Consider the following 12501-nt stretch of genomic DNA (forward strand, 5'->3'; position numbering starts at 1 on the left):
GGTATTTCTCCTATTAAGGTCGTATTCAAATCAGTATTCTATATTAAATTCATGAATTTGGCATCGGATTTCCCCAACATCAATCTTCACCCAAAAGTTAATTTGCCCAAAATAGGCTTATTTCTTCACAAAGTATAAATCCCAAACACTATGACCAAGTCTGTGGCCTCTGGCTTCAAATTTAGTTAAAGGTCTAAAATCTGGTCTTGGAATATAATCACCATCTTTCGAGGTATTCACTAAATCGGTGTTTGCGCTTAATACTTCTAGCATTTGCTCTGCATAATTTTCCCAGTCTGTAGCCATATGGATAAAACCATTTCCACCTAATTTTTGCACAACTTGTGTCACAAAGTGCGGTTGAACAATACGACGTTTATGATGCTTTGCTTTATGCCAAGGATCAGGGAAAAATAACTGCAAACCGCCAAGCGCACCATCAGCAATACTGTCACGTAAAATTTCCGTGGCATCATGACAAATCACGCGTAAATTCGTTACGCATTTTTCCACTGCATAAGCAATACAAGCACCAACGCCTGGAGTATGAACTTCAATGCCAAGGTAATTTTTGTCAGGATTAGCAAAAGCCATATCCACGAGCGATTTTCCCATTCCAAAGCCAATTTCTAATACAACTGGATTATCATTGCCATAAATCTTCGCAAAATCAAAAGGTTCCGTTTGATAGTCTAAACCAAGTGTTCTCCAGTTATCATTCATCATGTTTTTCTGAAATTCGCTCAAACGACCAGTGCGGAGCACAAAACTACGGACTTTGCGTTTATAGCGGCCATCTTCGGTAAATTCTGCGGTTTCAACGGTTTTACGTTTTTGATCAGCAAAAGTTTGTGTCATAAAAATCTTGTTCGTGAAAAAAATTGGGGGCGATTATACACGTTTTTCTCGTATAATAGGGCAAATTTTTTCCCAAGGTTGATTATGAAAATTGTCCGGGTGGCACTGGCTGTGCCACTTCCTCGTTTATTTGATTATCTCGTCCCCGATGATGTTTCATTACAAATCGGCACACGTGTTCTTGTGCCTTTTGGTACGCAAAAACGCATAGCGCTTGTGGCTGATTTTCCGACAAAATCGGACGTGCCAGAGGATAAGCTCAAAGCCATTCTTCAACCATTAGATTTAGCACCGCTCTTTACCCCTATTTATTGGGATTGGCTGCATTGGGCAGCAAATTATTATCAAGCTGGATTAGGCGATGTGTTATTTCAAGCCTTGCCTGTGAAATTACGCAACGGCGAAAGTGCGGCGAAAAATGACCGCACTTTTCGGCGAATTACAGATGTGGGGAAAAATGCGCTTGAACAAGGCCTGTTAAAACGCTCGAAAAAGCAAGTTGAAGCCCTACAATGCTTATCTGAAATAGATCTTGAAAAAGGCAATAATGATTTTTCCTCTGCGATTTGGTCAGCCTTAAAAGCCAAAGGGTTTATTGAGGAAATTACTATCCAAACAAAGCCCCTAAGCTGGCAACAAAGCTTAGGCGATAACCAAATTGTCAATGCTGAAAATCGCTTAACCTTAAATAAGCAACAGGCCTTAGCCTTCAGCCAACTGCTCTTTCATTCTGGCTTCAATGTATGGCTGCTCGATGGGGTAACAGGTTCTGGAAAAACGGAAATTTATCTGCAGTATATTGAAGAAATTTTAAAATCGGGTAAGCAAGTATTAGTGCTTGTACCCGAAATCGGCCTAACACCACAAACAGTGCACCGTTTCAAAGCGCGTTTCAATGTTGAAATTGATGTGCTGCATTCTAATTTAACCGATACGCAACGGCTTTATGTATGGGATCGTGCGCGTTCGGGACAAAGTGCCATTGTGATTGGCACGAGATCGGCATTGTTCACGCAATTTTCTAATCTTGGTGCAATTATTTTGGACGAAGAACACGACTCGTCTTACAAACAGCAAGACAGCTGGCGTTACCACGCGCGAGACTTGGCGATTGTGCTGGCTCAAAAACTAAATATTGCTGTATTAATGGGTTCTGCCACGCCAAGTTTAGAAAGCATTAATAATGTACAAAACGGCAAATACCAACATTTAGTTTTATCAAAAAGAGCGGGGAATTCCACCGCACTTCGTCATTTTGTTATTGATTTGAAAAATCAAAACATACAAAACGGGCTTTCAAAACCTTTATTGGAACGAATGAAAGCCCACCTCGAAAAAGGTAATCAAGTATTGCTTTTCTTGAATCGTCGTGGCTTTGCGCCCGTATTGCTTTGCCACGAATGTGGTTGGATTGCACAATGCCCTCATTGTGAAAAAACTTATACCTATCATCAGCATCAAAATGTATTGCGTTGTCATCATTGCGGTGCTCAAAAAACTATTCCTCGACAATGTAGTGATTGCGGCTCGACTCATTTAGTCACTACAGGTCTCGGCACGGAACAATTAGAAGAAACCTTGAAAACGCTATTTCCTCATTATTCTATAGCGCGAATCGATCGCGATAGCACTGCGCGTAAAGGAAAATTGGAGAGTTATTTAGAAGATATTCAACAAGGCAAAAGCCAAATTTTGATTGGCACACAAATGCTGGCGAAAGGACATCATTTCCCGAATGTTACTCTCGTTGCCTTAGTGAATGTAGATAGCGCATTATTTTCACTGGATTTTCGTGCAGAAGAACGTTTAGCTCAACTTTATATTCAAGTTGCAGGACGTGCTGGACGTGCCGATAAACAAGGCGAAGTCGTAATACAAACACATTATCCGGATCATCCTTTGCTTACCACGTTATTAGCAAATGGCTACCAAGCTTTTGCAAAAGAAACCTTACAATTACGCCATTCAATGGGATTGCCGCCTTTCACTTTTCAGGCGTTATTCAAAGCACAGGCTCGACATTCTGAGCTTGCAGAAAATTGCTTAAGCCAGGTTGCAGATTTTTTTCAATCAAAGCAAATCACAGGATTACAAATGCTTGGCCCTATGCCTGCACCATTCAGCAAAAAAGCGGGGCAATATCGCTGGCAGTTATTATTGCAGCATCCTTCAAGAATGACGTTGCAAAAAGCATTAAGAGAATATCAACAAGCCGAACTTGAAAAAAACAGCCAAGTGCGGTTAATTTTGGATGTTGATCCGCAAGACTTATCATAAAAATGCGGTGAAAATTCACCGCACTTTCTCTATAAAATCTATGTGAAATCTTCGACATCACCCAATAGACAGGCATATTTCGCCGTATTGGGACTGGACTCCAAGGCAATTTTTAATGCCATCGTCAAAGGAACAGACAGTAGCATTCCCACTGTTCCAAGTAACCATCCCCAAAACAATAATGAAAGGAATACCACTAAGGTTGAAAGCCCTAATCGTTGTCCCATCATTTTAGGCTCAATAATGTTACCGACAACCATATTGATCGCAATAACACCGATTGCCACGCAAAAGCCAATTCCAAAACCGTTCAGTAATAAGGCTTGAACAATAATCGGAATAGCCGCGATGATAGAACCAATATTGGGAATATAATTCAGCAAGAAACTCAAGGTTGCCCACAAAATGGCATATTGAACCCCACAGGCTTCCAACAAAATAAAAATACCAACACCAGTAAGCAAGCTCGTGATACTTTTAATGCCAAGATAACCAATTACGCCTTGTAAAACGCGATCAATATGGCGTTCTTCTTTGGCTGCATCATGAGGAGTGGAACTAATCACCATAGCAAATTTATGCTTCATCGTTGGTGCTTCAGCAAGCATAAAAATCACGACTAACACTAAAACAAACACATTACTCACCACACCAGAGAAATTCAGCAATACTCGGCTCACAAAATTCATAATGATGCTTGGGTCAAAATTTTCTTGGATGGTTTCACGTGAAAGCGTAAAAGGCAGATTGAAACGTTGCAACAATCCAGTTAAATCACTCACGCGTTGTGAAAGCAAAACTTTATATTGTGGAATTGATTGGGTAAATTCTCTTGCCGTGCTGTTAATCAACCCGACTAAGAAGAAAAACACCAAAGAAATCAAGACGAAAAGCAAAGTAATGGCTAACCAATGAGGAATTCGGCGTTGCGTCATCGCCTTAATCATCGGTGAGCAAATTATCGCGATAAATAGCGATAGCAAGAATGGCACCACAATTTCTGCCGCCAATTTTACGCCAGCTAAGATAATAATCACCGAGGCAATGCCAAGCAAAGTGCGGTGTAAATTTAAATTATTTTGCACTAAATCGCATCCTCATTTTCTTCGCCCGTGCGAATACGGATCGCTCGCTCAACGTTATAAACAAAAATTTTGCCGTCACCGATTTTGCCCGTTTGTGCCGTTTCAATAATAGCTTCAATACATTGATCCACAAGCTCATCAGGAACTACCACTTCCAATTTCACCTTCGGCAGAAAGTCCACCATATATTCCGCTCCACGATAAAGTTCCGTATGGCCTTTTTGGCGACCAAATCCGCGTACTTCCGTGATTGTCATACCTGAAATACCAATATCTGAAAGACTTTCGCGCACATCGTCTAATTTAAACGGTTTGATCATTGCTTCGATTTTTTTCATGTTATTTCTCCAGATTTTCACGTCTTGCGGATTTAGGCCGGAAACTTTCGATGATTTCAGGCTTGGTATCAATATATAAGCCGTTAATCAATTGCAAACAATAAGGCACCGCGCTGAAAATGCCTTTTACAAGCACATTTCCCTCTTTATCTTTCACGCCTTCCAAGGTTTCTTTAATCGCTTTAGGCTGCCCCGGAAGATTTAAAATTAGGCTTTCCTTACGAATTACGCCCACTTGGCGGGATAAAATTGCGGTAGGCACAAAATGCAAACTCACTTGACGCATTTGTTCGCCAAAACCCGGCATTTCTCGATCTGCTACCGCAAGGGTAGCATCAGGCGTTACATCGCGTTTTGCGGGCCCTGTTCCACCGGTTGTCAGCACTAAATGGCAACCTTGTTCATCCACTAGCTCTTTTAATGTTTGTTCAATAACTGACTGCTCATCGGGGATTAATCTTGTTTCCAAATGGAAAGGATCGACAAGCGCTTGTTCTAACCAAGCCTGTAATTCTGGAATACCTTGATCTTGATATACGCCTGCTGATGCACGATCAGAAACAGACACCAAACCAATTTTTAAAAGTGCGGTCATATTTTTCCTTATTTTAAGTGTATATATCTATTTATCAGTAAATTTAGTTTCCAATACCTTTTTAACAGGTGTAAAACTACGACGATGTTGCGGTAACACGCCAAGTTCAGCTAATTTTTCTAAATGTAATTTGGTTGGATAGCCTTTATGCTGGGCGAAAGCGTATTCTGGATATTGCTTGTCTAATTCTTCCATTTCTTGGTCTCGTGCCACTTTCGCCAAAATAGAGGCTGCACTGATTTCCGCCACAAGGCTATCGCCTTTTACGACGGCTTGCGCTGGAATATCTAAATCTTTTGGGATCTTATTGCCATCAACCAACACAAAGTGCGGTTGAATTTTTAAAGATTTTACTGCTCGAGTCATTGCTAATAAGGAGGCTTGCAGGATATTTATCTCGTCAATTTCGTTAGCTTCAGCTCGACCTAATGCCCAAGCAAGAGCTTTTTCTTTGATTTCTTCAGCAAGGGCTAAACGTTTTTTCTCAGAAAGTTTTTTAGAATCAGCGAGGCCTTCAATTGGCTTATTCGGATCTAAAATAACGGCTGCCGTGACAACAGCCCCAACTAGAGGGCCTCGCCCAACTTCATCAACGCCAGCGATCAATTCATAGCCTTGTGGATATTCAAACATTTTCTGTTCCTTCTAATAAATCAATGACTGCTTGAGCCGCTTGCTTATCGGCATTGCATTGAATTTTTTGGTGTAAATCTATGAAGTGCTGAATTAAAACATGGCGATTTTTTACTGCACTTTCATCATCAGAAAGATAAGCAGATAGTTTTTCAGCGAGCAATTCTGGCGTGCATTCTTCTTGAATCATTTCAGGAACGAGCATTTCATTCGCAAGTAAGTTTGGTAAAGAAATATAATCGGTTTTCACTAAACGTTTTGCTAAGAAATAGGTCAGTGGTTTCATTCTATAGCCAACCACCATAGGGGATTTACAAAGCATTGCTTCAAGCGCTGCTGTTCCTGAAGCAAGAAGTGTTGCATCAGCTACGATCATTGCTTGTCGTGCATTGCCATCAATTAAATGCAGGTCTAGGTTTGGCGCAATTTTAGCTTTAATAGCTTCAAATTGAATTCGTCGTTTTTCGTTCACCAAAGGGACTAGGAATTGTAAATCAGGAAATTGTTCTTTTAACAATAAAGCGGTTTTCAAGAAAGGCTCAGTCAAAAACTCCACTTCTGAACCACGACTTCCAACTAAGATAGCTAAATAGCGCTTTGCGGGATCAAGCTGTAGCATTTGGCAAGCTTCGACACGGTTTGGTTTGAGCGGAATAGCATCTGCCATTGTGTGTCCAATAAAACGGCAAGGCACATTAAATTTATCGTAAAAGGCTTTCTCAAAAGGCAAAAAGGCAAGAACTTGATGAGTCGCTTTGGCAATTTTGTGAATGCGATTTTGACGCCACGCCCATACAGAGGGGCTTACGTAATGAATAGTTTTAATTCCGTTTGCTTTGAGCTTGAGTTCTACATCCAAATTAAAATCAGGTGCATCAATGCCGATGTAAACATCAGGTTTTTCTTGCAACATGGTTTGAATGACATTTTTGCGAATTTTCAACAGACGAGGAAGATGTTTCAAAATTTCAGCCAACCCCATGACTGAAAGCTCTTCCATATCGACAAGCGTCTCACAGCCTTCAGCCAACATTCTTGGGCCAGCAATGCCAATAAAGCGAGCATTAGGATAATGAGCTTTGAGCTGGCGAATTAAACCAGCACCGAGAATATCACCAGATACTTCTCCTGCAACAAGAGCAATGGTTGGATTTGTTTTGTTCATCAAATTTATCCTAAAAAATAACCGCACCTTGGTGTGCAAAGTGCGGTTGAAAACAGAGATACTTTATTAACGAATAATACCGCGAGTTGAACGTTTGAAAAATTCAACAAAGAAACTAATTGCTGAATCGGTTTCCGCAATTTGCTCAATTTCTGGCAATACTTCTTCGAGCGTTTTGCCGCTACGATAGATCATCTTATAAACGTTACGGATTGCGTGCATGGTTGGTTTATCAAAACCACGACGTTTTAAACCTTCTAAGTTTACGCCAAATGGACGGGCGTGGTTGCCTTGTGCCATAACGTAAGGAGGTACATCTTGGCTTACCATAGAACCGCCGCCTAACATGACGTGTGCGCCAACGATCACAAATTGGTGAATTGCTGACATGCCACCAACAATGACGAAATCATCTAATTCTACGTGACCTGCAAGCGTTGCATTGTTTGCTAAAATACAGTTGTTTTTAATTTGGCAATCGTGTGCAACGTGAACATTCACCATTAATAAATTGTTATTGCCAATAGAGGTTACGCCACCGCCTTGGATGGTTCCACGATGGATTGTCACATGTTCACGAATTCGGTTGCCATTACCAATAATAGTTTTAGTTGCTTCGCCGTTATATTTTAAATCTTGGTTCACCTCACCAATGCTAGCGAATTGATAGATTTCGTTATCTTCGCCAATAACCGTATCACCACGTACGACAACGTGAGATTTCAATACAGTGCGAGCTTTAATTTCAACGGTGCCTTCAACAATACAGAAAGGCCCAATAACAACACCTTCACCAATAACTGAGCCTTCTTCAACTAAGGCTGTAGGATGGATTTTTGCATTTGGGTGGATCATATTTACCCCCTTAATTAACGACGAGCGCACATTAGTTTTGCTTCACAAGAAATTTCACCGTTTACGGTTGCAACACCAGTAAATGCAGTGATGCCACGGCGTTCTTTAATCACTTGAACGTTTAATTCCATTTGATCTCCAGGTAACACCGGGCGTTTAAAGCGCGCTTCATCAATACCTGCGAAATAGAATAATTCACCGCCTTTTAATTCGTGAGTTTTAAAGGCTAAAATGCCCATTGCCTGTGCCAAAGCTTCTAAAATTAAAACGCCCGGTAAAATAGGTTCGCCAGGGAAGTGACCTGTGAAACAAGGCTCATTGACGCTGATATTTTTAATCGCTTTTAACCATTCGCCTTCTTTAAAATCCAATACGCGATCCACTAATAAAAATGGATAGCGATGTGGTAATAAAGTCATAATTTCTTTTGATTCGATCACTCTTGATTGTTGTTCTGACACGTTGACACCTTACAAAAAATAAACAAATAAAATCTCTCGAATTATACGATATTTACGGCTAAAAATAAAACGCACCATAAAAGTTGGTGCGCTCTACAATAAATTAATTAATCTTCTTCTCTAACGCTTTCACACGTTTATTTATTTCATCAATTCCCAAAGTTAATGCCGCAGTTTTACGCCATGCTTTGTTCGTTTGCAATGGAATACCAGATGAATAGACGCCAGGCTCAGTAATTGGACGCATCACCATTCCCATACCTGTAATAGTTACCTTATCGCAGATTTCCATATGACCATTGATTACACTCGCACCACCAATTAAGCAATACCGCCCAACTGTTAAGCTTCCAGCCATAATGACCCCTCCCGCAACCGCGGTGCCGGTACCAATATGTACGTTATGGGCAATTTGACAAAGATTATCAATAATAACATTATCCTCAATAACAGTTGCATCTAAAGCACCACGATCAATACAAGTGCAAGCACCTATTTCAACATTATTACCAATAATTACCTGACCAACTTGTGGAATTTTAATCCAACGTCCACGATCATTTGCATAACCAAAACCATCGCTACCAATCACTGCACCCGATTGAATTAAACAATTTATACCAATTTCTACATCATGATAGATACTTACATTTGCCCAAAGCTGTGTATTCGCACCGATTTTTGTATTTTTACCCACAAAGCAATTTGCACCAATAATAACGTTATCGCCAAGAACAACGCCATCTTCAATAACAGTATTTGCACCGATGGAGACATTCTCTCCCAAAGATGCATGACCAGAGACTACCGCGCTAGGTGCAATACCTTGAGCTGCTTTAGGTGTAGTATCCATATATTGGGCTAAAATGGCATAGGCAACATAAGGATCTTTTACGATTAATAAATTGCTTTCAGGTGAACAAAACTCTACATCTGCTTCGGATACAACCAAGATACCAGCCTTAGAATCTTTTAATAAAGAACGGAACTTTGCATTAGAAATAAAGGTAAGCTGATGACATTGAGCCTTATCAAGAGGAGCGATATTTTCTACAACGACATCGGCGTTACCGCGAACGGTAGCGCCGATTTGAGTTGCCAATTCTTGTAAAGAATAGGTTTTTAACATGATTAATAAAGCCTATTATTTTTTCTCTTCTGTTTTTTGTGTTGCAGGAATTGTTTTTAACACAGCATCACTAATGTCTTTACCCTCTACTGCAAATACGACTGAATTTGCATCAAGCACATAGCTATAACCATTTGCTTTTGCATAATTATTTGTTGCAGTTTGAATACTATCTAGCAATTTACCACGCTCTTCAGCTTGACGTTTTTCATTTTGAGCTTGAAATTCAGCCACTTTTTTATCTTGTTCTTGCATCAATTTTTGTAATGAAGCGTCTTCAGAAGAAGCGAGTTTATTAATTTCATCTTGACGTTTTTGAATATCAGCTTTACTTAAACGTGCCGCATCTTTTTCTAATGCAGCTGCTTTTGCTTCTACTTTTTTACGTGCTGCAACAATTTTATCATCAATTTCTTTTTTGCTTGCAGCTAATTTATCAGCAACAGGTTTAAATTCTGCATCTAATTTATCTGCAACAGCTTGACGATCTGGATGGTTTTGGAAAACATAACCTGCATTAATGAAAGCAATTTTTTCCTCAGCAGCAGCGTAGCCAGAAGCAAGTGCAATACCTAATGCAAGTGCGGTTACTTTTACAACATTTTTCATTTTATAAATTTCCTTAAACAATGAGTTATTAATACTTTCTACACTAAAATAAATTTAGCATAGAACGTTTTCTTTGAATGATGATACAACAAAAAGTTCAATTTATTAAAATGAACCACCAATACTAAATTGGAATTGTTCTACATCATCATATTCATATTTCTTAATCGGTTTTGCGTAAGAGAAAACCAACGGTCCAATTGGTGATTGCCATTGGAAACCTACACCAGCAGATGCTCGAATACGACTAGGTGAACTATAATCTGGCAAATTAGCAAATTTAGCCTTATCCTCAGCTTTCCATTTAGTATTCCACACACTTGCTGCATCTACAAATAAAGATGTTCTCACCGAATTTTGCCCCTTATCTCCGACAAATGGTGTTGGCACAATTAATTCAGCACTTGCTGTTGTAATCGCATTACCACCAACGACATCGGTACTTGGAACCCATTCTGGATGACGTCCTGAAGCATCATTTCGATAGTAGATAGCATTAGGCCCTATTGCGCCATAAGCAAAGCCACGCAATGAACCAATACCACCTGCGGTATAAGTTTGATAAAACGGTAAACGTTTATTACCAAACCCATTCGCATAACCCGCTGATGCTTTTGCAGAAATAACCCAACGATGATCTCGATCGAGTGGATAGAATCCCTGGATATCTGCACTTAATTTATAATATTTGTTATCAGAACCAGGTACCGTAACACGGCCGCCAAGCGTTGCTTTTACCCCTTCTGTAGGGAAATAACCTCTATTCAGACTGTTATAGTTCCATCCAAATGAAAAATCGAAATCATCTGTTTTAATAGAGTTCCCGTTAAAATTCATTGATGATAGATACAAATCACGATTATATTCTCTCGCAAAATTACTAATCTTATTATAGGTGTAGCCTAAACCCATATAATATGAATTATTTTCGTTAACAGGGAAGCCTAAAGTAAGGTTTCCACCATAGGTAGTACGTTTATAAGTAGATGAAGTCTCACTTTTTGAATTATCATAATTTTCAAAGAATACGTTACCACCAAGGCTTACACCATCCTTAGTAAAATAAGGCTCTGTATAACCAAGATTAAGGCTTGTGCCATAATCATTTTTGGTTCCACCAAGGCTTACTGCCGCACCAGTACCCAAAAAGTTATCTTGTTTAACACTTGCCTGATAACTAATACCACTTTCTGTACCATAACCAATACCAAAATTGATACTACCTGTTTGACGTTCTTTTACTTTATAAATAACATTGACTTCATCAGAACTGTTTTGAACTGGGATAATTTTACTTTCTACAGTTTCAAAAAAGCCCGTACGATCTAAACGAACTTTTCCTAATTCAACAAGTTGGGAATTATACCAAGTACCTTCTTGTTGTCTCATTTCCTGGCGCAATGTGCTATCCGCGGAAACAGTATTACCTTCAAAACGAACCTCTCTAACCGTTAAACGACGACCTGCATCAACTACAAAAGTGATGGCTAACGTTTTATTTTCTTCATCAAAATCAGGCACTGAATTAACCGTTGCACTGCCATAGCCTCGCTCTCCTAATTTTGCTTTGATAGCATTCTCTACATCAACAATATCGCTACGACGATAAGTATCATTTAAATGCAATTTTGAAAGTAAAGGCTCAAGTTCTGTTGCCATACCGCCAACATTACCGACAATACGGGCCCCACGTAAATCATATTTCTGCCCTTCATTTATATCAATAGAAACAGTAACACGTTTTTTTTCATCATTTAGCTGAACATCTTGCTTGGTAATGTGCGCTTTTGCATAACCGTTATTATGGTAATACTCTTCAATTGCTTGCAAATCTTTACCAAATTGCTCACCTTCAAATTTATTGCCCCACAATTTCCACCAAGCATCAGGCTGTAATTCCATTTGTTCTTGAAGTGTGCTACTACTTACTGATTCATTTCCATTAAAAGTAACCGAATCTAATTTTGCAGTATCATCTTCATCAATTTGAACAATAACTTCTGCACGGTTATTCGGTAATGTATTCACTATCGCTTCAACTTTTGCGTTATAACGCCCTTTGGCTTCATAACCATCTCTTTTAACGGCTTTAACAAACTCATTTAATATTGTTCTATTAAGTACCGCACCAGTTGCTATACCACTCTGGGTTAAATTCTGTTTAATTACATCAGCTGGAATTGCAGAACTTCCTTTAACTTGAACATCCGCAATAATCGGTTTTGCAACCACACTGACAACTAACGCATCCCCGTCTTGACGAGCTTTAACATCATCGAACTGTCCACTAACGAATAACGAGCGAACAATATTAGCAACATTTTGATCTGTTACACGCTGTCCTGCTCGCACAGGCAAACTTGCAAGAATAGACTGCTCTAGGTCACCTTGCGCACCTTCAATACGAATTTCTTTAGCAACGAAAGGCGCAGCCAATGCGCTTACCGTTGTACCGAATAATAAACTTGCTATGAGAAGTTTTTTCATCGACTGTAT

General features: G+C 39.6%; 12 protein-coding genes. 1 reads left to right on the forward strand and 11 read right to left on the reverse strand.

The features are described 5' to 3' along the window. Positions 1-117: 117 nt before the first annotated feature. Complete coding sequence (trmB, locus tag KKW16_RS04715; RefSeq protein ID WP_215767982.1) at positions 118-858, reverse strand: tRNA (guanosine(46)-N7)-methyltransferase TrmB; 741 nt, start codon at positions 856-858, stop codon at positions 118-120. Positions 859-942: 84 nt separating this feature from the next. Here trmB and priA point away from each other — a divergent pair, with 84 nt between their 5' ends. Continuing rightward, entirely contained in the window at positions 943-3135 is a 2193-nt protein-coding gene (gene priA, locus KKW16_RS04720) for a primosomal protein N' (protein ID WP_215767983.1), read from the forward strand. Between the two features lie 38 nt (positions 3136-3173). Here the strand turns inward: priA and KKW16_RS04725 are convergent, their stop codons facing one another. The 10 genes from KKW16_RS04725 to bamA form a co-directional block, all read right to left on the reverse strand. Next, positions 3174-4220, reverse strand: a complete 1047-nt coding sequence (locus tag KKW16_RS04725) for an AI-2E family transporter (RefSeq protein ID WP_215767984.1) — start codon at positions 4218-4220, stop codon at positions 3174-3176. After that, complete coding sequence (glnB, locus tag KKW16_RS04730; RefSeq protein ID WP_005627040.1) at positions 4220-4558, reverse strand: nitrogen regulatory protein P-II; 339 nt, start codon at positions 4556-4558, stop codon at positions 4220-4222. Before glnB ends, KKW16_RS04725 begins: the two co-directional genes overlap by 1 nt. A gap of 1 nt (position 4559) precedes the next feature. After that, complete coding sequence (mog, locus tag KKW16_RS04735; protein ID WP_215767985.1) at positions 4560-5153, reverse strand: molybdopterin adenylyltransferase; 594 nt, start codon at positions 5151-5153, stop codon at positions 4560-4562. A 27-nt stretch (positions 5154-5180) separates the two neighbouring features. Beyond that, on the reverse strand, positions 5181-5786 hold the full coding sequence (rnhB, locus tag KKW16_RS04740; RefSeq protein WP_065265397.1) for a ribonuclease HII: 606 nt from the start codon (positions 5784-5786) through the stop codon (positions 5181-5183). Beyond that, positions 5779-6951 (reverse strand): lipid-A-disaccharide synthase, encoded by a 1173-nt coding sequence (gene lpxB / locus KKW16_RS04745; protein ID WP_065265398.1) that lies wholly within the window; start codon positions 6949-6951, stop codon positions 5779-5781. The genes rnhB and lpxB overlap by 8 nt, the downstream gene beginning before the upstream one ends. A gap of 66 nt (positions 6952-7017) precedes the next feature. After that, on the reverse strand, positions 7018-7806 hold the full coding sequence (gene lpxA, locus KKW16_RS04750) for an acyl-ACP--UDP-N-acetylglucosamine O-acyltransferase (RefSeq protein ID WP_065265399.1): 789 nt from the start codon (positions 7804-7806) through the stop codon (positions 7018-7020). Positions 7807-7820: 14 nt separating this feature from the next. Continuing rightward, complete coding sequence (gene fabZ, locus KKW16_RS04755; protein ID WP_065265486.1) at positions 7821-8225, reverse strand: 3-hydroxyacyl-ACP dehydratase FabZ; 405 nt, start codon at positions 8223-8225, stop codon at positions 7821-7823. A 145-nt stretch (positions 8226-8370) separates the two neighbouring features. Next, positions 8371-9396, reverse strand: coding sequence for a UDP-3-O-(3-hydroxymyristoyl)glucosamine N-acyltransferase (gene lpxD / locus KKW16_RS04760; RefSeq protein WP_111407644.1), 1026 nt, complete (start codon positions 9394-9396; stop codon positions 8371-8373). A 15-nt stretch (positions 9397-9411) separates the two neighbouring features. After that, positions 9412-10005, reverse strand: a complete 594-nt coding sequence (locus KKW16_RS04765) for an OmpH/Skp family outer membrane protein (RefSeq protein ID WP_111407645.1) — start codon at positions 10003-10005, stop codon at positions 9412-9414. Positions 10006-10110: 105 nt separating this feature from the next. Then, positions 10111-12492, reverse strand: coding sequence for an outer membrane protein assembly factor BamA (gene bamA, locus KKW16_RS04770; RefSeq protein WP_048952782.1), 2382 nt, complete (start codon positions 12490-12492; stop codon positions 10111-10113). Positions 12493-12501: the final 9 nt, after the last annotated feature.

Origin of the sequence: Haemophilus sp. SZY H8 (assembly GCF_018829755.1) — a bacterium.
In the GTDB taxonomy this organism is placed as follows: Bacteria; Pseudomonadota; Gammaproteobacteria; order Enterobacterales; family Pasteurellaceae; genus Haemophilus; species Haemophilus haemolyticus_K.

What these genes read in the sequence shown, in the direction of transcription:
- trmB (WP_215767982.1), bottom strand. Translation starts at nt 858, where the DNA reads ATGACACAAACTTTTGCTGATCAAAAACGTAAAACCGTTGAAACCGCA.
- priA (WP_215767983.1), top strand. Translation starts at nt 943, where the DNA reads ATGAAAATTGTCCGGGTGGCACTGGCTGTGCCACTTCCTCGTTTATTT.
- glnB (WP_005627040.1), bottom strand. Translation starts at nt 4,558, where the DNA reads ATGAAAAAAATCGAAGCAATGATCAAACCGTTTAAATTAGACGATGTG.
- mog (WP_215767985.1), bottom strand. Translation starts at nt 5,153, where the DNA reads ATGACCGCACTTTTAAAAATTGGTTTGGTGTCTGTTTCTGATCGTGCA.
- rnhB (WP_065265397.1), bottom strand. Translation starts at nt 5,786, where the DNA reads ATGTTTGAATATCCACAAGGCTATGAATTGATCGCTGGCGTTGATGAA.
- lpxB (WP_065265398.1), bottom strand. Translation starts at nt 6,951, where the DNA reads ATGAACAAAACAAATCCAACCATTGCTCTTGTTGCAGGAGAAGTATCT.
- lpxA (WP_065265399.1), bottom strand. Translation starts at nt 7,806, where the DNA reads ATGATCCACCCAAATGCAAAAATCCATCCTACAGCCTTAGTTGAAGAA.
- fabZ (WP_065265486.1), bottom strand. Translation starts at nt 8,225, where the DNA reads ATGACTTTATTACCACATCGCTATCCATTTTTATTAGTGGATCGCGTA.
- lpxD (WP_111407644.1), bottom strand. Translation starts at nt 9,396, where the DNA reads ATGTTAAAAACCTATTCTTTACAAGAATTGGCAACTCAAATCGGCGCT.
- KKW16_RS04765 (WP_111407645.1), bottom strand. Translation starts at nt 10,005, where the DNA reads ATGAAAAATGTTGTAAAAGTAACCGCACTTGCATTAGGTATTGCACTT.
- bamA (WP_048952782.1), bottom strand. Translation starts at nt 12,492, where the DNA reads ATGAAAAAACTTCTCATAGCAAGTTTATTATTCGGTACAACGGTAAGC.